The sequence below is a fragment of the Nocardia vulneris genome, from assembly GCF_001613425.1.
In the GTDB taxonomy this organism is placed as follows: Bacteria; Actinomycetota; Actinomycetes; order Mycobacteriales; family Mycobacteriaceae; genus Nocardia; species Nocardia vulneris.
This window is the reverse complement of record NZ_BDCI01000008.1, coordinates 389,746-409,973: the sequence shown is the minus strand read 5'-3', so window position 1 is coordinate 409,973 and position 20,228 is coordinate 389,746. Positions and strand designations below refer to the sequence as shown.

General features: G+C 67.9%; 17 protein-coding genes and 1 tRNA gene. 8 read left to right on the top strand and 10 right to left on the bottom strand.

Annotated features, from left to right (window positions below; translation table 11 throughout):
• Positions 1 to 277: 277 nt before the first annotated feature.
• Positions 278 to 4,195: a Pls/PosA family non-ribosomal peptide synthetase gene (locus NVU01S_RS13070; protein WP_043678158.1), complete on the top strand. Its 3,918-nt coding sequence runs from the start codon at positions 278 to 280 to the stop codon at positions 4,193 to 4,195.
• Entirely contained in the window at positions 4,195 to 5,523 is a 1,329-nt protein-coding gene (locus tag NVU01S_RS13065; protein ID WP_043678160.1) for a M1 family metallopeptidase, read from the top strand. Before NVU01S_RS13070 ends, NVU01S_RS13065 begins: the two co-directional genes overlap by 1 nt.
• Here the strand turns inward: NVU01S_RS13065 and NVU01S_RS13060 are convergent.
• A complete protein-coding gene (locus tag NVU01S_RS13060; RefSeq protein WP_043678162.1) occupies positions 5,520 to 5,708 on the bottom strand; it encodes a hypothetical protein in 189 nt (62 codons plus the stop codon). The two genes, NVU01S_RS13065 and NVU01S_RS13060, sit on opposite strands and share 4 nt — an antisense overlap.
• 55 nt (positions 5,709 to 5,763) lie before the next feature.
• A complete protein-coding gene (locus tag NVU01S_RS13055) occupies positions 5,764 to 6,228 on the bottom strand; it encodes a DUF2752 domain-containing protein (RefSeq protein WP_043678164.1) in 465 nt (154 codons plus the stop codon).
• A 156-nt stretch (positions 6,229 to 6,384) separates the two neighbouring features.
• Here NVU01S_RS13055 and NVU01S_RS13050 point away from each other — a divergent pair, with 156 nt between their 5' ends.
• From NVU01S_RS13050 to NVU01S_RS13035, 4 genes are all read left to right on the top strand, one after another.
• On the top strand, positions 6,385 to 6,678 hold the full coding sequence (locus NVU01S_RS13050) for a hypothetical protein (protein ID WP_156161836.1): 294 nt from the start codon (positions 6,385 to 6,387) through the stop codon (positions 6,676 to 6,678).
• Positions 6,679 to 6,905: 227 nt separating this feature from the next.
• The gene (locus NVU01S_RS13045) at positions 6,906 to 7,958 is read left to right on the top strand and encodes an alpha/beta fold hydrolase (RefSeq protein WP_043678167.1); all 1,053 of its coding nucleotides are present in this window, start codon (positions 6,906 to 6,908) and stop codon (positions 7,956 to 7,958) included.
• Between the two features lie 136 nt (positions 7,959 to 8,094).
• Positions 8,095 to 8,382, top strand: coding sequence for a putative quinol monooxygenase (locus NVU01S_RS13040; protein ID WP_043678168.1), 288 nt, complete (start codon positions 8,095 to 8,097; stop codon positions 8,380 to 8,382).
• Positions 8,383 to 8,663: 281 nt separating this feature from the next.
• Positions 8,664 to 10,064, top strand: coding sequence for a hypothetical protein (locus tag NVU01S_RS13035; RefSeq protein WP_043678170.1), 1,401 nt, complete (start codon positions 8,664 to 8,666; stop codon positions 10,062 to 10,064).
• Between the two features lie 22 nt (positions 10,065 to 10,086).
• Here the strand turns inward: NVU01S_RS13035 and NVU01S_RS13030 are convergent, their stop codons facing one another.
• Complete coding sequence (locus tag NVU01S_RS13030; RefSeq protein ID WP_043678171.1) at positions 10,087 to 11,367, bottom strand: RNA polymerase sigma factor; 1,281 nt, start codon at positions 11,365 to 11,367, stop codon at positions 10,087 to 10,089.
• 15 nt (positions 11,368 to 11,382) lie between these two features.
• Positions 11,383 to 11,802, bottom strand: a complete 420-nt coding sequence (locus NVU01S_RS13025; protein WP_043678172.1) for a YciI family protein — start codon at positions 11,800 to 11,802, stop codon at positions 11,383 to 11,385.
• A gap of 299 nt (positions 11,803 to 12,101) precedes the next feature.
• On the opposite strand from NVU01S_RS13025, the gene NVU01S_RS13020 reads away from it, so the two are divergent.
• On the top strand, positions 12,102 to 13,043 hold the full coding sequence (locus NVU01S_RS13020) for an ATP-binding protein (RefSeq protein WP_043678226.1): 942 nt from the start codon (positions 12,102 to 12,104) through the stop codon (positions 13,041 to 13,043).
• A gap of 151 nt (positions 13,044 to 13,194) precedes the next feature.
• On the opposite strand, the gene NVU01S_RS13015 is transcribed toward NVU01S_RS13020, so the two are convergent.
• The 3 genes from NVU01S_RS13015 to NVU01S_RS13005 form a co-directional block, all read right to left on the bottom strand.
• Positions 13,195 to 13,848, bottom strand: coding sequence for a Uma2 family endonuclease (locus NVU01S_RS13015; RefSeq protein WP_043678174.1), 654 nt, complete (start codon positions 13,846 to 13,848; stop codon positions 13,195 to 13,197).
• A gap of 45 nt (positions 13,849 to 13,893) precedes the next feature.
• Positions 13,894 to 13,969, bottom strand: a tRNA-Thr gene (locus NVU01S_RS13010).
• A gap of 57 nt (positions 13,970 to 14,026) precedes the next feature.
• A complete protein-coding gene (locus NVU01S_RS13005) occupies positions 14,027 to 15,232 on the bottom strand; it encodes a DNA polymerase III subunit delta' (RefSeq protein ID WP_043678176.1) in 1,206 nt (401 codons plus the stop codon).
• Between the two features lie 112 nt (positions 15,233 to 15,344).
• Between NVU01S_RS13005 and NVU01S_RS13000 the strand changes: the two genes are divergently transcribed.
• Positions 15,345 to 15,890, top strand: a complete 546-nt coding sequence (locus NVU01S_RS13000) for a DJ-1/PfpI family protein (RefSeq protein ID WP_209444862.1) — start codon at positions 15,345 to 15,347, stop codon at positions 15,888 to 15,890.
• A gap of 4 nt (positions 15,891 to 15,894) precedes the next feature.
• Here NVU01S_RS13000 and NVU01S_RS12995 read toward each other — a convergent pair whose 3' ends face one another.
• The 3 genes from NVU01S_RS12995 to NVU01S_RS12985 form a co-directional block, all read right to left on the bottom strand.
• The gene (locus tag NVU01S_RS12995) at positions 15,895 to 16,359 is read right to left on the bottom strand and encodes a mycothiol transferase (RefSeq protein WP_052281126.1); all 465 of its coding nucleotides are present in this window, start codon (positions 16,357 to 16,359) and stop codon (positions 15,895 to 15,897) included.
• A 99-nt stretch (positions 16,360 to 16,458) separates the two neighbouring features.
• Entirely contained in the window at positions 16,459 to 19,302 is a 2,844-nt protein-coding gene (gene topA / locus NVU01S_RS12990) for a type I DNA topoisomerase (protein WP_244467444.1), read from the bottom strand.
• 376 nt (positions 19,303 to 19,678) lie between these two features.
• The gene (locus tag NVU01S_RS12985) at positions 19,679 to 19,885 is read right to left on the bottom strand and encodes a cold-shock protein (protein WP_011206895.1); all 207 of its coding nucleotides are present in this window, start codon (positions 19,883 to 19,885) and stop codon (positions 19,679 to 19,681) included.
• Between the last annotated feature and the right edge of the window lie 343 nt (positions 19,886 to 20,228).

Here is a 20,228-nt window from a genome sequence, read left to right as displayed (position 1 = left end):
GCTGTGACCACCCGGCCGTAGCGATCGGCCAGCGAACCCGCCGGGCAACCCGCCCACCAGCGGTTGCTTCGGCGTGTCCGCCGGAAACCGCCTCGACCTGCAACGACTCCGCCCGGCCCGCGGAACCCGGCAACCACGCCGGTGAACAACAAACGTCGACAACCCCGAGTACCGTGGACAACTGGTCACCGTGGTGTTTGCCCACTGGTAACCCAGCTATGACACAACAAGACCAGGGAAGTGCGAGGCAGGTCGAATGGGAGGTGGGCAGGGCGTCATGCTCCAGCCACAGGTTGATGCGACGGTGGACCCCCTGCTCCGCGGCACGCACACACCGCAGGCCCGGACTCTCGTCGACATTCTGACCGCGACGGCCCTCGCGCACCCGGACGCGCCCGCCATCGACGACGGCGACGTGGTGCTCAGCTACCTCGAACTCGTCGTCGAGATCGAGCAGACCATGACGCGCCTCGCCACCGCGGGCGTGCGGCCGGGCGACCGGGTCGGGGTGCGGATGCCGTCGGGTTCGCGGCAGCTGTATCTCACCATCCTCGCGGTGCTGTACGCGGGCGCGGCCTACGTGCCGGTCGACGCCGACGACCCGGACGAGCGGGCCCAGCTGGTCTTCGGCGAGGCGCAGGTCACCGCGATCGTCACGGCCGCGGGCATCGAGACCACCGCCGCCGGAATCCGTGCCGCCGAGGGCAATTCGCTCGCCCCGAACGAGAGCACGCTGCCCACGCCCGCCGACGACGCGTGGATCATCTTCACCTCCGGCTCCACCGGGACGCCGAAAGGTGTTGCGGTCACCCACCGTAACGCCGCCGCCTTCGTCGACGCCGAGGCGAATCTGTTCCTGCCGGACGCGCCGATCGGCCCGGGCGATCGCGTGCTCGCCGGGCTGTCCGTCGCGTTCGACGCCTCCTGCGAGGAGATGTGGCTGGCCTGGCGTAACGGCGCCTGCCTGGTGCCCGCCCCGCGCGACCTGGTGCGCACCGGCGCCGACCTCGGTCCGTGGCTGGTACGCCGGGAGATCAGCGTGGTGTCCACCGTGCCGACCCTGGCCGCGACCTGGCCCGCCGAGGCGCTGGACGCGGTCCGGCTGCTGATCTTCGGCGGCGAGGCGGTACCACCCGAACTCGCGGAACGCCTTGCGGGCAACGGTCATTCGGAGCGCGAGGTGTGGAACACCTACGGCCCCACCGAGGCGACCGTGGTCGCGTGTGCCGCCCTGCTCGACGGCGAATGGCCGATCCGGATCGGTCTGCCGCTGGACGGCTGGGACCTCGTGGTGATCGACGCGAACGGAAACCCGGTGGGCGAGGGCGAATCCGGCGAGCTGGTGATCGGCGGGGTCGGGCTGGCGCGCTACCTCGATCCGGCCAAGGACGCCGAGAAGTACGCCCCGCTGCCCTCGGTGGGCTGGGACCGCGCCTACCGCAGCGGCGACCTGGTCCGTAACGACAGCGCGGGCCTGGTGTTCCTCGGCCGCGCCGACGACCAGATCAAACTCGGCGGCCGCCGCATCGAACTCGGCGAGATCGACAACGCGCTGCAACACCTGCCCGGCGTCACCGGCGCCGCCGCCGCGATCCGAAGCACCAAGGCGGGCAACAAGATCCTGGTCGGCTACCTCACCGGGCCCGGCCCCGACTTCGACCTCAAAGCCGCCAGAGCCCAACTCACCGAACAACTTCCGGCCCCGCTGGTGCCCCGGCTCGCGGTGGTCGCCGAACTGCCGACCCGCACGTCCGGCAAGGTCGACCGCAACGCGCTGCCCTGGCCGCTGCCCAACAGCGCCGACGACGACGAGCACAACGATCTCACCGGCACCGCGCAGTGGGTGGCCGGACTGTGGGATTCGATCCTCGGCGGCGAAGTGGTCGATCTCGACGCCGACTTCTTCGACCTCGGCGGCGGTTCGCTGGCGGCCGCGCAACTGGTGACCGCGCTGCGCGAACGTTATCCCCAGATCACCGTCGCCGATCTCTACGACCACCCGCGCCTCGGTGCACTGGTCGAACTGCTGGAGCAGAGCACCCCCGCCGTCGCCGTCGAGGAGCGCGTGGTGCGCCCGACGCCGCTGCGCGCCCAGGCGATCCAGGTGCTCGCCACCGTCCCACTCACCACGCTCACCGGCCTGCAGTGGCTCACCTGGCTGGCGATCGTCGGCAATATCGCCGCCTGGTCCGGCTCGCTACCCTGGCTGCCGCAGCTGTCCTGGTGGTGGACGCTGGTCGCGTTCCTGCTCTTCATCTCCCCGATCGGCCGGATGGCGATCTGTGTGGCGGGCGCGCGGGTGCTGCTGCGCGGGGTGCGGCCGGGTCAGTACCCACGCGGCGGGCCGGTACATCTGCGGCTGTGGGCCGCGGTCCGGCTGGCAGAAGCCAGCGGAGCCGAAAACCTTTCCGGCGCACCGTGGATGGTGCCGTTCGCCAGGGCGCTCGGCGCGAAGATCGGCAAGGGCGTCGACCTGCACACCATTCCACCGGTCACCGGCATGCTCGAACTGGGCGACGGGTGCAGCGTGGAACCCGAGGTCGACCTGTCCGGCTACTGGATCGACGGCGACGTGGTGCACATCGGGCCGGTCGTCGTCGGCCCCGGTGCGGTGGTCGGTTCCCGATCGATCCTGTTGCCCGGCACCAGGATCGGCAAGAACGCCGAGGTCGCGCCGGGCTCCGCGGTATCCGGCAAGGTCAAGGCGGAGCAGGAATGGGCGGGCTCGCCCGCCGTGAAACTCGGTAAGGCCCAGCACCGCTGGCCCGCGCACACGCCCGACCGGGCGGCGCACTGGGTGGCGATCTTCGGCATCACCTCGATGGCCTTGGCCGCGGTGCCGATCCTCGGGCTCGGCGCGGGCGGGCTGTTCATCGCCTGGTTCATCCGCGACACCCGCACGCTCGCCGGTGGTTTGGGCCGCGCCTTCGCGATCCTGCCGGTGGCGACGCTGCTCAGCCTGGCCGTGTACGCGGCGATCACCATCATTCTGGTGCGACTGCTCAGTTTCCGCCTGCGCGAGGGCTATCACCCCGTGCGCAGCCGGACCGGCTGGCAGGTGTGGTCCACCGAACGCCTGCTCGACGCGGCCCGGACCTTCCTGTTCCCGCTGTACGCGAGCCTGCTCACGCCGATCTGGCTGCGCCTGCTCGGCGCGAAGATCGGCAAGAACGTGGAAGCCTCGACGGTGCTGCTGCTGCCTAAGTTCACCGTCGTCGCCGACGGCGCGTTCCTGGCCGACGACACCATGATCGCCAGTTACGAACTCGGCGGCGGCTGGCTGCGGATCGGCGAGGCCAAGGTCGGCAAACGCGCCTTCCTCGGCAATTCCGGGATGACCGCGCCCGGCCGGCGGGTACCGAAAAACGGCCTGGTCGCGGTGCTTTCGGCCGCGCCGTCCAAATCCAAGGCGGGCTCGTCCTGGCTGGGCAGCCCGCCCGTCCGGTTGCGCCGCGCACCGGAAAGCAGCGACACCGCACGCACTTTCGATCCGCCGCCGCGGTTGCGGGTGGCCCGCGGCATCATCGAGACCTGCCGGCTCATCCCGGTGCTGGTGACCTTCGCGATCGGGCTCGGCGTGCTGTTCACCCTCGCCTGGCTGGCGCACACCCTCGGCCACCTGCCCACCGCGCTGCTCAGCGGCGTGGTGCTGCTGGCCGCGGGCGCGGTGGCCGGCGCGAGTTCGGTGGCCGCGAAGTGGGCGCTGATCGGCCGGATCGGGACCGAGGAGCATCCGCTGTGGAGCTCGTTCGTCTGGCGCAACGAGGTGTCCGACACCTTCGTGGAAACCGTTGCGGCGCCATGGTTCGCGCGCGCCGCGACGGGTACTCCGGTGCTGAATCTGTGGCTGCGCGGCCTCGGGGCCGAGATCGGCCGCGGGGTATGGTGCGAGTCCTATTGGCTACCGGAGGCGGACCTGGTGACACTCGGTGACGGCGCGACCGTGGAACGCGGCTGCGTCGTGCAGACCCATCTTTTCCACGACCGCATCATGTCCATGGACACCGTCACCCTCGGGGCCGGCGCTACCCTCGGCCCGCACTGCGTCGCGCTGCCCGCGTCCACCATCGGCGAGGGCGCGACCATCGGCCCCGCCTCGCTGGTCATGCGTGGCGATACCGTGCCGCCGTCCACCCGCTGGTGGGGTAATCCGATCGCGCCTTGGTTCCGCGGCGACCCCGGAGCTGCCTCCTGATGCCGGGCAAGTTCTACGAGGAGCCCATCGATGATTACTTGCCGCAGAACGGAAATCGAGGCTATCGGGTATCGCGGTATGAGCTGGAGCTGACCTACAAGGTCGCGAGCAATCGGTTGACCGGCCGCGCGGCGATCACGGCGGTGACCACCGCCGTACAGCCACGGTTCGCGCTCGACCTCTCCCAGGCGCTCACCGTGTCGAAGGTGTTCGTCAACGGGGCCAAGGCCGCGAAGTACGTGCACCAGCGCGGCAAGCTGACGATCACGCCCCAGCAGCGGATCCCCTCGGGCGGTGCGCTGTCGCTGGTCGTGCAGTACGGCGGCACGCCACGACCGGTGCGCGGGCCGTGGGGCGAGGTCGGCTGGGAGGAACTCACCGAGGGCGCGCTGGTCGCCAGCCAGCCCAACGGCGCCGCGTCCTGGTTCCCGTGCGACGACCACCCGAGTTCCAAAGCCAGCTACCGGATTTCGATCACCACCGACACCCCGTATTACGCGCTGGCCAACGGCACGCTGCTGCGCAAGCAGACCAAGGCCAGCCAGACCACCTGGGTGTACGAGCAGGTGGAGCCGATGTCCAGCTATCTGGCCACCATTCAGATCGGGGCGTATCAGAAGCACCGCATCGGTGCGGCGCAGGGCGCGGTGCCTATGCAGGCCGTGGTGCCGCCGCGGCTGCGCACCAACTTCGAACACGACTTCGCCCGGCAGCCGCAGATGATGGAGCTGTTCACCGAGCGGTTCGGGCCGTACCCGTTCGAGGGCTACACCGTGGTCGTCACCGACGACGAGCTGGAGATTCCGATCGAGGCCCAGGGCATCTCGATCTTCGGCGCCAATCACTGCGACGGCAGGCGCGGCGCGGAACGACTGGTCGCGCACGAGCTGGCGCATCAGTGGTTCGGCAACAGCCTGACCATCCGGCAGTGGCGCGATATCTGGCTACACGAGGGCTTCGCCTGCTATGCCGAGTGGATCTGGTCCGAAGCGGCGGGCGGCCCCACCGCCGATCAGCTCGCCCGCGGCGTCCGGCACAACCTGGTCAGGCAACCGCAGGACATCATCGTCGGCGACCCCGGCCCGCAGCGGATGTTCGACGACCGGGTGTACAAGCGCGGCGCCCTGACCCTGCACGCTTTGCGCTTGGAACTGGGCGATACCGCCTTCTTCGATCTGTTGCGCGAGTGGACCATTCGCTATCGGCACGGTTCGGTCACCACCGAAGAATTCACCGACCTGGCCGGGCATTACAGCCGGGTGCCGCTGCGTCCGCTGTGGGACAGCTGGCTGGGGGCCAAACCGTTGCCGCAGCTGCCGCCGTCCTAGAACACCAGGTAGCGCGACGCGAGCTCCTCGATGAGCGGATCGTCGTCGGAAACGCGGTTCAACGCGTCGAGATCGGATTCGACCGAGACCTGGCGCGGGTCGTCGTGTTCGGTGTCGGGCGCGCCGTCCTCGGCCAGTTGGCGCTGCAGCTTCGCGCGGACACGGTCTTTCAGCGAATCACTCATGGTGCCAGCTTGCCCGGTACCGAGGAATCGAACCGCGCACGGCGCGCCGAGCCGGCTAGACCGGGGTGAACCAGGCGCCCCACGGCGTATTGCGCAGCACGGTGTAGGCCGTGAGCAGCGCGAAGAAGGTCCACATCGACGCGCGATTGATCGACGGCAGCCGCATCTTCTCCCCGCGCCAGGCCTGCCGGGTCCAGTCGCCCACCCACAGCACGAAGGCCAGGACCAGGGGAATCGCGAGCAGATTGCTGTGCAACGAGTCGAGCAGGTTGCCGTCGGTGAGGTTGTGGATCGCCCGCATGCCGCCGCAACCGGGACACCAGTACCCGGTCAGCGCGAAGACGGGGCAGACGCCATAGGAACCCTCGACGTGCGGATCCCGCACGTGCAACAGCACGCCGAGCCCGACACCGACGCCCGCGACCAGCAGCGGAACTCCGACGCCGCGCCAACCGGACCGGGACGGGTGCGTGGCTCCCTCATGCGCCGCCGGTTCCGGTGCGACGTGCGTGCTTTCCACAGCACCAACCGTAACCGGGGTGCGCCGGGCGCCGCCACCACGGCAACGCGCCAGGAGCAGAACGATTCTCGGGCCGGGTCGTTCCGATGATCACGATCCGGCCGCTTCAAGATCGAATACCGCCACCGTTTCCGCAGGTAGAGTAGAATTCCGGCTGTGGATGCCGCTGGTTCTGCCCGGCTCGACAACCGCGCGATGAGCGCCGCTCGCAGGCTCGAATTCGGGCATGTGGGGCAATGGTCCGCAGCCCGGCACCACGATCTCGACGACAACTGTCCTCCGATGGTCGCGGTCGAGATCGATCCCGGCGACGGGTCCTCGCTCGTGGTTTTCGTCCCCGCCGACGACGGGGGTCTGCCGAGCGCCTTCCAGCCCGACGATCAGGTGTGCCTCGTGCTGCCGGAGGGCATCGCCGCGATGTATCCGCCGGTCGATCCGCGCCTCGCGTAAGTCGTTACGGGATCGCCACTTTCAGGGGCTAACGGCGCGGTACCGGTGCGGCGATGAACCCACTGACCACCCTCTTTTACGCGACTTTATTTGTGAAGAGAGACAGTGTCACTGCACTGGTTTACGGGTATTACTCCCGATGAGCCAGAATTTCCGCCGCGGTGCGCTTGCACTAGCAAGCACTGAGCTTGCACTGTACTGTGGCGGCAGACACAAAGGAGTGCTCGATGCTGGTGAAGTCGATGAAGACGCTGGCGGACGCCCGAAACGGCGCGCTGACCGCCGCCTACCGTGCCGGATTGCGATCCCGCACCTTTCGCACCGCGTCCCTGAACACCCCCACCGCCCCGCACGAGGTCATCCCGGTGACCACCGTCGACGGCGCGCGGCTGCGGGTGCACGCCTACGGCCCCGCCGACGGCGACGTCATCGTGCTGATCCACGGCTGGAGCTGCAGCATCGAGTACTGGAACCCGCAGATCAACGCGTTCGCGGACCGTTATCGGGTGGTCTGCTACGACCAGCGCGGACACGGCGAGAGCCAGCTCGGCAAGCGGATGCCGAGCCGGGAAACCCTCGCCGACGATCTGAGCGCGGTCCTCGACGCGGTCCTGCGGCCCGGTCAGCGCGCCGTGCTCGCCGGACACAGCATGGGCGGCATCACGATTCAGGCCTGGGCCGCGCACTACCCCGAACAGGTGCCGCGCCGCGCCGCCGCGGCCATCCTGCTCAACACCACCTCCGGCAACATCCGCTACGACACCGATCTGCTGCCGCTGCTGAACAAGCAGCTCATCGTGCAGAACAAGCCGATCACCCTGCTCGGCGCTCCGGTGCGGATGCCGACCATTCTGTCCGAGGCGGTGCTCACCTCGCCGGTGCCGCTGCCCGGCGGCCTGCTGGCCAGTGCCGTCCTGAAGGCGCGCGTGATGTGCAAGCACGCCACCGCCGACGAGGTGAACTTCTCGCTGGGCATCGTGCGCTCCTGTCGCCCGCTCACCCGCGGCAGGCACGCCGCGGCCCTGGCCGATATCGACGTCAGCGACGCCGCCGCGCAGCTCACCGTGCCCACCACCGTCATCGCGGGCACCTACGATCGCCTGCTGCCGGAACGGATGTCCCGGCGTATCGCCGACGACCTGGCCCGAACCGGCCACCTCGCCGCGTATCACAGCTGGCCCACCGGGCATCTCGGCAATATCGAAGCCGCCGACAAGTTCAACGAGGTCCTCGCCGCCGTCGCCCAGCAGGCCCACCTGCCGGCCGCCGCCGCGGGCTGACCCCGGCTGTTCTCCTGAGCCGGTCAACGGCGCCCGGCTCAGGAGCCCCGATTCCCGGCGCAGCGATGAGTCCCTCGTTCGCACGGCGTCCTTACTGCTGAACGCGTAAGCACCCCTGGGAGAAGAGGTTCAGCGAGTGTTGATCATCGCCGGTCACGCCAAAGTCGAAGCCGACCAGCGCGACGCCTATGTCGCCGCATTCCACGACATGATCCGCCGGTGCCGCGCCGCCCGCGGCTGCCTGGACATCGCCATCACCGCCGATTCGGTCGATCCGTCCCGCGTGAACATCTTGGAGCGCTGGGACAACCGGGAGAACCTCGAGGCCTGGCGCGCGATCTCCGATCCGCCGCAGACCGGCATCCCCTTCGACGCGGACGTCATGGAGTACACCGTCGGTTCGGCCCGGCCGCCGTTCGGCTGAGGTGCACTGATCCGGCCGATCCTGAATCGGTCGTGATCGTTCGACCCCGTGGTGGCCGTCCGCGAGGTCAACGGAAAAGAGGTGCTACGCGGCATCTCTCAGCAGGCCTTGGAGATGTACGACTCCTACCGGCAGATCGTGACCTCCATCGAGCCGATGCTCGATCCGAACGTCTGGCTGGTGACGGTCAAGAGCGATCTCGTGGATCGAGGAACTACCAGCCGCCGAGTGAATCGCCCCAGAACTAGGGGCATCACCTGCCGAGTGCTAGAACGACGAAGGTGCAGATCTTCCGTACCACCGGGTGTGCCGCCGTCGGGCATCCCGAGTTCACCGTGGTGTTCGCCGAGAAGCCACCGTCGCCCTCGATCATCGGCGGGCTGCTGGACATGCTCGAGCAGGCGGTGACGCAGGGCAGCAGTCTCTGCGCGGGAATGCTTTTCCCGCTCGGGTGGCGGGTGCTCCGCATCATCGACCGCCAGGACGGGACGCTCGGCCTCGAGGAGCGCGTCGTCGCGGATTTCTGGGAAGAGCATGTCGATCAGGCCATGGGCGATCTGTGGTGGCAGACCGCGGCAGCCGCGAAACTCGGCCTGCCCGTTGAACTCTCGTCCATCGGCGAGGAGCAGGCCGTCGCCGTGCAGTCGTGCGCCTACTCCGCTGGGCTACTCATCCTGCACCGGCTCGGGCCGGATACCACACAACCGGGCGAATGGGGCTTGCGCTGCGGCGTCGAGCACGAACACGCGGACTGGACCTACCTCGACCTGCACCAGCTCTCGGTGGCGTTTCCGTTCGTCACCCAATTCCTCGCGCTACCACCGGAAACCGGGCTGCTCATCGAACGCGACCGGGTCGAGCAGACGGGCGGCCTGATGGCCGAGGTGGCGTATCAGGACACGATGGTGACGCCGGACGGCGGCATGCACTTCGGGCCGGCGCCCGAGCCGTTGAACTTCGATCTCTGGGCGCGGTTCGCGATCGGACAATCCGCTCCGGGCCTGTACCGCACCACGATCGGTGCCGAATATCGGCACCCCGAAATCGTGGCGCGACTCAGCGAACCCGCGCTACCGGACGTCGACGATGTGCTGGTGGATTGGGTCCTGGACGACTTACAGCGCTCCATCAGTACAGGCACCCGCTTCACACCGGGCGAGCGGATCCAGGTCGGGTGGCGGACACTGCGGATCGTCGCGCGAGCGGACGGCCTACTCGGACTGCACGAACGAGTGAGCACCGACGCCTGGGCGGAACATGTCGAACTGACCCTGCGTGAGACCTGGTACCAGAAGGAAGTCGCGGCGAGCCTCGGTTTGACCGAGGACCTGGACTTTCCCACCGAACACCAGTCGGCAGCCGTCGCGTCCTGCGTGCACGATCGGCTGCCCGCGCTGGTGCTGGCCCGCGACGAGACCGACGACGCACGGTCCTCGGGCTGGCGGGTCCATTGCGCGCAGGATCACGAACACGGTGCGTGGTCGTCCCGAACACTCTGGGAGATAACGGATTTCGCACCATTCGCCACGCAGTTCCTCGCGCTTCCGAAAACCACGTCGCTGACCGTCGAAGCGCCGCACACCACGCCCTCGGGCCGCATCCGCACCCACATCACCCTCGGCGGTCGCCATCGCGTCCCCAATCCGGGCTCCTACCTGGCGGTGCTCAACGCGGCGTCATAGCGTTGCCGGGCGCACACCATCTTCAGCCGCCCAGCGCGGCGAGCTTGTCCGCGAGCACCTCGCGTTCGCGGTCGTTGCCGCACATGTCGAGCGCGCGGGCCAATTCGGCGCGCGCCTCTGCCGTACGCCCCAGGCGGATCAGTAGTTCGCCGCGCACACTGGGCAGCAGATGCGAATCCGAAAGCGCTGCTGCCGAACGCAATTCATCGACGATGAGCAGGGCAGCGGCCGGCCCCTGCGCCATGGACACCGCCACCGCCCGGTTGAGCTCGACCACTGGTGAGGCGGCCAACCTTCCCAATGCCTCGTACAGCAGCACGATGCGCTCCCACGCGGTCTCGGCCACCGACGGTGCGACAGCATGACATTCGGCGATCGCCGCCTGCAATCCGTAGGCGCCGAGCCCGCGTCCGGCTCGTGCCGCGCGCTCCAGGGCCGCACGGCCCCGCTCGATCGCGGCCCGATCCCAGCGCCGACGATCCTGCTGCTCCAACAGGATCGGCTTGCCGTCGGGTGCGGTGCGGGCCGGGAACCGGGCGGCGGTGAGTTCGAGTAGCGCCAGAAGTCCTTGCGCCTCAGGCTCGTTCGGCATCAGGCGGGTAAGTATCCGCGCCAAGCGCTGCGCTTCGCCCGCGAGATCGAAGCGGATCAGCTCGCTGCCGGAACTCGCCGACGAGCCCTCGGTGAAAATCAGATACACCACGTTCAGCACCGAACCGAGGCGCGCGGCCCGCTCCGGCCCCGCCGGCACCTCGAAGCGCACCTTGGCCGCGGCCAAGGTCTTCTTCGCGCGGGTGATCCGCGCCTGCACCGTCGCCGTCGGCACCAGACACGCGTTCGCGATCTCGTCACTGGTCAAACCGCCGATCACGCGCAGCGTCAACGCGATTCGCGCATCCCGGGACAAGGTCGGATGGCAGGAGATGAACATCAGCGCGAGGACGTCGTCGTCGATCTGGTCCGGATCCCACAGCACGTCGTCGGCGGTCTCGCCGACCTCGCCGCCCGAGACGGCACCACCCTCGCCCAGGTTGCGGGCGAGGGCCGCATACCGCTCATCGAGCGCGGAACGCCTGCGGAAGCCGTCGATGGCACGCCGCTTGCCGACGGTCAGCAACCAGCCCGCGGGATGGCCCGGCACCCCGTCGCGCGGCCAGGTCACCAGCGCTTCGGCCAGCGCCTCCTGCGCCAGATCTTCGGCGAGCGCGAAGTCCCCGGTGTAGCGCGCCAACGCGCCGACGATGCGCGCGGATTCGATCCGCCAGACCGCGGCGACGGCCGCCCGTCCACTACGGTCGGCCATCGCCCGCCGTCCCGCTCAGAGCTGGCCGGTGGCTTCGCGCCACGCCCGTTCCTTCTGAATCCACTCGTTGTCCTGCGGGAATTCGTCGATCGAGGAGACGCGCCGGATCTCGGTCTTGAAGCCCGGTCCGGCCATCGGCATCCGCTTGGCCCACTCGATCGCCTCCTCTTTGGACGCGACATTGAGAATGTAGAACCCGTCGAACAACTCCTTGGTCTCGCCGTACGGGCCGTCGGTGATGATCGGCGTCTCCGACGAATAGTCGACCACCACGCCCTCGGCCGGATCCTCGAGTCCTTCGGCCGCCAGCAGCACCCCGGCCCGCAGCATCTCCTCGTTGAACCGGCCCATGATCTCCAGCATCTTGTCGAAGTCGACGTCGCCCATCTTCGCGTAGGCCTCGTCCGTCGCCCGCATCACCAGCATGTATTTCATGATTCCGTCTCCTCGGTCGTCATCCCGGGCCCCTTCTGGACCCTCTCATCCCTAGGTCGAACGGGGCGCGGTCTCGATCGACACATCCGCAAAAGTTTTTCCGGACGTCTTCGGTCCGCGGCTCCGGCGCCGCCGGACGCGGCGGTTCGCACCCCGCGTGTCGTGCTCGAACCTGTTGCGGAAGAAGTGGTTTCAGCGCCTCAGGGATTGGGGGGTATGCGCACGCCGCCGCCCGTCGAGTACATTGTCGCCGCTAGTACGAATATGAATATCGTTACCGATACGAGAGGAGTGTGGCGGTGAAGATCGCCTTCGTCGGCAAGGGTGGCAGCGGGAAGACGACCCTGTCCTCGCTGTTCATCCGGCATCTGGTCGAGCGCGGGTTGCCCACCGTGGCGATCGATGCGGATATCAACCAGCATCTGGCGGCCGCGCTGGGTGCCGGGGAAGAAGAATCCCTGACCCTGCCGACCCTCGGCGCACACCTGCCCCTGATCAAGGACTATCTGCGCGGCGACAACCCCCGGATCGCCACCGCCGACGCGATGATCAAGACCACGCCGCCGGGATCCGGTTCGCGGCTGCTGCGCGTCGTCGAGGAGAACCCGATCTACGCCGCGTGCATGCGCGATGTCGGCGGGGCACGACTGATGGTCACCGGACCGTTCAGCGACGAAGACCTCGGCGTCGCCTGCTACCACTCCAAGGTCGGCGCGGCCGAGCTGCTGCTCAACCATATGGTCGACGGTGCAGGCGAGTACGTCGTGGTCGACATGACCGCGGGCGCCGACTCGTTCGCCTCCGGCCTGTTCACCCGTTTCGACCTGACCGCGCTGGTGTGCGAACCCACCCTGCGCAGCGTCGGCGTCTACCGCCAATACCTCAACTACGCCAAAGACTTCGGCATCCACATCGCCGTCGTCGGCAACAAGATCTGCGACGCCGACGACCTCGCCTTCCTCCGCGAACACGTCGGCGACAACCTGCTCTGCTGGACCGGCCGCTCCGCGCACGTGCGCGCCGCCGAACGCGGCGACGTCCGCCCCATCACCGACCTCGAACCCGAGAACCGCGCCACCCTCGCCACCCTGCACTCCGCCCTCGACGCCCGCACCCGCGACTGGACCGCCTACCAGCAGCAAGCCGTCGACTTCCACATCCGCAACGCCAACGCCTGGGCCGGCCCCGATCTCCTCACCCAAATAGACCCCACCTTCACCCTCCACCCCACCCCCTCCTGACCAGCTCCCGCACCCGTTCCATCTTCCCGCACCCCGCCCGGCGCGGTAGAGCGGGTGCGGGAACACAGAACTGGTGCGGGACAACAGAACCCACGCAGGCGAGGAGTTCGAGCACTAGACCGCTATCCGGCCCTGCTCGCCGTCCGTCGAGTTAGTACTCCAGATCGGACCATGGGATGTCGATGGGGAAGGGTGCGCCGATCCGGACGCCGTCGGGATCATCGTGTGTCCATTCGCCGACCAGGATGTAGTCGGCCGAGCGGAGGGGGCGCACACCGTCCGGCAGGGGTCCGTGTTCTGTTTCGAGCCCGTAGGCGCGGACCGTGGCGATGGCGCTGGCCTCGCGCGCCAAAGTCACCTCCCAGTACCAAGGGATCCGCGCGCTCGCGTAACGTCCCTTCTTCGCCTCCATGTCCGTCTGCGTATTGGAGGGCGACAGCACTTCGCCGACGAGCAGCGCATCGGCACCGCGGACATCCTGGTACGCCGATTCCAGACAGCGGTGCACCAGAAAATCCGGTGTCAGGAAGTCGGATTTCCCGCTCGTCCCCAAGAAGACATCGGTCTCGAAGTTGACCACCCAGCAACGATCCGGCCGGTCCGCCATCGCCTTTCGAGAGCAGCGCTCGATCGAGTTGGTCAAACGGCGGGTGAAGGTTTGGTGCTCGCCGGGCCCGCGACGGACCCACACCACGCGACCATCCCACAGCTCGATCTGATCAACGATGTCCTCAGGAAGTCGCTGCAGTTCATCCCAAGTCATGTACTCGGGCAGATCCGGCCGCTCGATGCTCGGAAGAGACATGCCGCAATCGTAGGCGACCTGCAATGCAGTCAACCAGGATGTCTATGGAGCCGCCTGGGGGAATCGAACCCCCGACCTTTTCATTACGAGTGAAGCGCTCTACCGACTGAGCTAAGGCGGCGTGCCTTTCGGCGTGGCGAGTCTATCGTCTTCGGGGGTGGATCGCGAAAACGGGTGGTCAGGGGGTTTGGGCGGCCATGAGGGCAGCGGCGAGGGCGGCCAGGGCGAAGCGGGGTTTGACGTTGAGGTCGAGGGCTTCGCGGCAGGCCAGGACGGCGTCGATGGATTGCAGGAGGCCCTCGGGGCGGATGCGGCGGGCCAGGTCGTGGATCTGGTCGGACAGGTCGGGGTGGGTGAGGGCCACGCCGGAACCGTTGCGGGCGGCGCCGAAGCGGACCGCCAGCGCGTCGCGGTAGACGCCGGCCACGTCGATGAGGGCACGGTCGAGGGCGTCGCGGCCGGTGCGGGTGGCGCGGGACTTCTGGCGACGTTCCAGATCTTTCAGCACGCCCGCGGAACCCCGGGTGGCGCCGGCCGCGCCTTTGCCGGTGCCGCCCGCGCCGAGGGCAGTCGCGAGTTCTTCGCGTTCCCGATCGTCGCGGGTGGCGCTCATCTGCTTGGCTTCGTCGTCGGCGGCTTTGACCAGTTCGTCGGCGGCGGCGTAGGCGGCGCCGGGTTTCGAGGCGGCGGCGACCAGCGCCAGTGCGCGCTGCCGGCGGGCACGTGCCTCCCCGTCGGTGGCGAGGCGGCGGGCCCGGCCGACGTGGCCGCCGCTGATCGAGGCCGCCCAGTTGGCGGTCTTCTCGTCGAGGTTGTCGCGTTCGCGCAGGACCTGCGCGATGGCGGGCACCGACGGGGTCACGAGGTGCACGTGCCGGCAGCGCGAACGCAGGGTGATCGAGATGTCCTCGGGATCGACGGTCGGCGCGCACAGCAGGAACACGGTGCGGTCCGGCGGCTCTTCGACCACCTTCAGCAGGACGTTGCCCGCGGCCTCGGTCAGGCGGTCGGCGTCTTCGATGACGACGACCTGCCAGCGCCCGGTGCTCGGCCGGCGCGACGCGACCTGCACGATCTCGCGCATCTCCTTGGTGCTGATGCTCAGCCCCTCGGGGATGACGCGGCGCACGTCGCCGTGCGTGCCCGCCATGGTCGTCGTGCAGGCGTGACAGCGGCCGCAGCCGGGCGAACCGGGGTCGGTGCACTGCAGCGCGGCCGCAAAGCACAGTGCCGCAACGGATCTCCCGGACCCGGGCGGGCCGGTGAACAGCCACGAATGCGTCATCGCGCCTTCGACCACGTCGGCACGGGCCGCGATCGCGGCAGCCGTCAGCTCGGACTCGACCGCATCCTGGCCGACCAACCGATCGAAGACACCTGCCACGCCGTACACCCTAGCGGCCCGCACCGACACCGATCGCCGGGCACAGGACACACCCATCCCTATTGACCCGCGTGCCACCCGGGCGGATCCTCGAGAAGGAGGTGCAATCACCGTGCGAATTCTCTTGATCACCGGCGATGCGGCGGAAGACCTCGAGGTCATGTACCCGTATCAGCGTCTACTCGAAGAGGGCCACGAGGTGGACATCGCGGCCCCGGCCGTGAAGAAGCTCCAGTTCGTGGTGCACGACTTCGTGGACGGCTTCGACACTTACACCGAAAAGCCCGGGCACAGTTGGCCGGCCGATATCGCGTTCGCCGACGTCGACCCCGCCGCCTACGACGCGCTGGTGGTGCCGGGCGGCCGCGCGCCGGAGTATCTGCGCAACAACCCGGAGTGCCAGCGCCTGGCCCGCCATTTCGCGGAGGCGGGCAAGCCCATCGCCGCACTCTGCCATGGACCGCTGATCCTCGCTGCGGCAGGCGTTTTGACCGGACGCTCGTGCAGCGCGTACCCGGCGCTGGCCCCGGACATCGAAGCCGCGGGCGCGAAATTCGTCGACAGCGAGGCCTACGTCGACGAGAACATCGTTACCGGCCGCGCCTGGCCGGATCATCCGGCGTGGATGCGCGAATTCCTCAGAGTGCTCGGCACATAGCGGTTCAGCGCGAGTAGGTGCTGTTCGCGCCGTCGAGTTCCTCGCGGATGATGTCGGCGTGCCCGCTGTGGTGCGCGATCTCACGCAGGATGTGCAGCAGCGTGAAGCGGACGGTCCACCAGATTCGTTCCGGCGTCCACGGCGCGGTCGGCGTGGGCACCGAGGTGTCCAGGCTGTCCACCGTGCGGATCAGGTCCGCCGTAGCCGCTGCGACCTCGTCCCACTCGGCGAGCAGCCCCGCGACGGTCTCGCCTTCGGCCATCACGTATTCGCCCTCGAACCGTGCCGGGTCGATCGCGGCGTTCTCGTCCCGTTCGACGAGCACCGTGACCCAGTGCCGCTCGCAGCTGATCAGGTGGTGCAGCAGGCCGCCGAGGGTCAGCTCGCTGACCGTGGTGCGCTTGCGGGCCTGGTCGTCGTCGATGCCGCGCAGGGTGATCCGGAACAGGTCTCGCTGGTCGGCGAGCATGCTGATCAGGTCTTCGCGCTCTTGGTCGGCCACAGGTACATCCTTTCGCGGGTCGTGCACTCGAGACCGTACTACGGCTCCAGCATCCGACCCGCGAACTCAGGAATTCCCGACGCCCGTCTTCTTGGTCGCCGCCTTCTTCGCGGCCGACTTCTTGGCGACCGTCTTGGTGGTCGTCGACTTGACGGCCGTCTTCTTGGCCGCGGTCTTCTTCGCCGGCGCCTTCTTCGCGGCCGACTTCTTGGCCGCCTTCTTCACCGGTCCCCGCGCGCGCCGGTCGGCGAGCAACTCCATCGCCCGCTCCGGAGTGATCGACTCGATCTCGTCACCCTTGCGCAGGGTGGCGTTGGTCTCGCCATCGGTGACGTACGGGCCGAAGCGGCCGTCCTTGATCACCATCGGCTTGCCGGAGGCCGAGTCGTTGCCGAGTTCGCGCAACGGCGCCGCCGCGGAGGCCTGCCGACCCCGGCGCTTCGGCTCGGAGTAGATCTTGAGCGCCTCTTCGAGCGTCACGTCGAAGATCTGGTCTTCGCTGGTGAGCGAGCGAGAGTCGGTGCCCTTCTTCAGGTATGGGCCGTAACGTCCGTTCTGCGCGGTGATCTCGTCACCGGTGGCCGGGTCGGCGCCGACCACGCGCGGCAGCGACAACAGCTTGAGCGCGTCGTCGAGCGTGACGGTGGCCAGGTCCATCGACTTGAACAGCGATCCGGTCCGCGGCTTGGGCGCGGCCGCCTTCTTCGCGGTTTTCTTTGCGGGCGTGGCGGTTTCGTCCGCGGCGGGTTCGGGCAGTACCTCGGTGACGTACGGACCGAAACGTCCTTCCTTGGCGACGATTTCGTGCCCGCTCACCGGATCGATGCCCAGCGAGCGACCTTCCTGCGGAGTGGAGAACAGCTTCTCGGCGACCTCGGGAGTGAGTTCGTCCGGCGGCAGATCGTCGGGCAGATTGGCCCGCTGCGACACCGAATCACCTTCGGGGTCATCGGGATTCGGGACCATCCGCTCCAGGTAAGGCCCGTACCGGCCCACCCGGACGACCACGTCGCGGCCCGCCTCGTCGGCAAACAGCTTGATGGAGTTGACTTCTCGCGCGTCGATATCGTCGAGCCGCTCGCCGACCATCTTCTTCAGACCGCCGGACCGCGCGACCGAGCCCTCCACTCCGGTGTCGCCACCGAAATAGAAGTTGGACAGCCAACTTCCGCGCTGTTCGCGACCGCCCGCGATGGCGTCGAGGTCGTCCTCCATGCCGGCGGTGAAGTCGAAGTCGACCAGTCGGCCGAAATGTTCTTCCAGCAAGCCGATTACGGCGAAGGCCACCCACGACGGCACCAGCGCGCTACCGCGCTTGTACACATAGCCGCGATCGAGGATCGTCTTGATGATCGACGAGTACGTCGACGGACGGCCGATGCCCAGTTCTTCGAGCGTCTTGATCAGCGACGCCTCGGTGTATCTGGCGGGCGGATTCGTGCTGTGCCCATCGGGATTCAGCTCGACCGCCGTGACACCCTGGCCTTCGCTGAGCGCGGGCAGCCGCGATTCGGCGTCGTCGGATTGACCGCCCGCCTCCTCGTCCACGCTCTCCACGTAGGCCTTCAGGAAGCCCGCGAAGGTGATGGTGCGGCCGGAGGCGGAGAACACGCATTCCTCGCCGGTACCCGCGACGCCGGTGATGCGCAGCGTCAGCGTGGTGCCCCGGGCGTCGGCCATCTGCGAGGCGACCGTGCGCTGCCAGATCATCTCGTAGAGCCGGAACTCGTCGTTGTCCAGCCGCGCGTGCAACTGACCCGGGGTGGCGAACGTGTCGCCGGCCGGGCGGATCGCCTCGTGTGCCTCCTGCGCGTTCTTCACCTTGCGGGTGTACTGCCGCGGCGTCGGATGCACGTATTCGGAGCCGTACAGCTGCGTCGCCTGCGAGCGAGCCGCGGCGATCGCCGACTCCGACAGCGTGGTCGAGTCGGTACGCATATAGGTGATGTAGCCGTTTTCGTAGAGCCGCTGCGCGACCCGCATCGTGCGCTCGGAGTTGAAGCGCAGCTTGCGCCCCGCCTCCTGCTGCAGCGTCGAGGTCATGAACGGCGGATACGGCTTACGCGTGTACGGCTTCGCCTCGGCGGAGGAAACCACCATGTCGACGCCGTCCAGCGCCTGCGCCAGGCGGCGCGCGTGCGCCTCGTCGAGCACGACGACACCGGAGGCGGACTTGAGCTGACCGTCGGAGTTGAAGTCACGGCCGGTCGCGACGCGCGCACCGGCGACGCTCACCAACCGCGCACCGAAGGTCCGCGGGTTGCTGGTGTCGCCGTCCTCGCCGGGACCCGCATCGAGTTTCGCGGCGATATCCCAGTATTCGGCGGACCGGAACGCCATCCGCTCGCGTTCGCGCTGCACGATCACCCTGGTGGCGACGGACTGCACGCGGCCCGCCGACAGCTTCGGCATGACCTTCTTCCACAGCACCGGGCTGACCTCGTAGCCGTACAACCGGTCCAGGATGCGGCGGGTCTCCTGCGCGTCGACCAGGTCGTTGTCGAGGTCGCGCGTATCGGCCGCGGCCGCCTGGATGGCCGGCTCGGTGATCTCGTGGAACACCATGCGCCGGACCGGGACCTTCGGCTTCAGCGTTTCCAGCAGATGCCAGGCGATGGCCTCGCCCTCGCGGTCGGGGTCGGTGGCGAGATAGAGCTCGTCAGCATCCTTGAGCAGGCTCTTGAGCTCGGCGACCTTGGCCTTCTTATCCGGGCTCACCACATAGATGGCCTCGAAGTCATGGTCGACGTCCACGCCCAGGCGCGCCCAGGACTCGCCCTTGTACTTGGCGGGCACGTCCGCGGCACCGCGCGGTAGGTCTCGGATGTGTCCCACCGAGGCCTCGACCGTGTAGTTACGGCCGAGATAAGGCGCGATCTTTCGGGCCTTGGTAGGGGACTCGACGATCACGAGACGACGCAGGGGACGGCCCTGGTCGGCTGCACCGCGGTCTCGTGTTGCCACCGGCGAATACACCTTTCCTGTCGACCCGCGCGGGGCGCTTACCGCGCCGACACGGGTTTGGGGCAAGCGACGACGACGGCTGGGCGTCGCCACCAGACACGGTTATACCTTGACGCTACGTGTGGCCGAGTACTTGCGACTTGAACCACAGAGCGTACGCGCGTCACTGGGAATCAGTATGCCCTGTCTTTTCACCGCGGCTACGCCACGGCGTGTTCACAAGGTACTTCGCCCCAGCACGCCGGGTTGTGCCCTACCCCGGATATAGCTCGTCCCCCACCTCCGTTACCGGCGGTGAGGGACGAGTGTTGGATTGCGTCGCTCAGCTGAGCGCGCGAACTCCGGTGGCCTGCGGGCCCTTGGTGCCCTGGCCGACCTCGAACTCGACCTTCTGGTTCTCTTCGAGGGTGCGGAAGCCCGACCCCTGAATTTCGGAGTAGTGGACGAAGACGTCAGCGGAGCCGTCCTCGGGCGCGATGAAGCCGAACCCCTTCTCCGCGTTGAACCACTTCACAGTTCCCTGTGCCATTCTGTTCCTTCTCTTTTCTTACCGGAACGGCGGACAACTGGGTTCGTCCACCGGGTCCGTTCCGACCGCTGTACTGTTGGTTCCCCCTGCAGGAAAGCACCAAGCACACCGTTCGCAACATCGATCCTGCTGACGGTTTGGACTTTGGATCCGTCCCTCGAACACAGAAGCTTGCGACCAGGAACCAGTGAACCATGTCTTCGAGCAATTCAACAGTCGAGTTACCGACAATTTGCAAAAAAGTTGATCTTGCGAATGCGCAGGTGAGGGACACAATGCCAGAATCCAGACTTCAGGTTCGTTTGCCTCCCGATAACCGAGTCTACGTATGGCAAACAGCCTG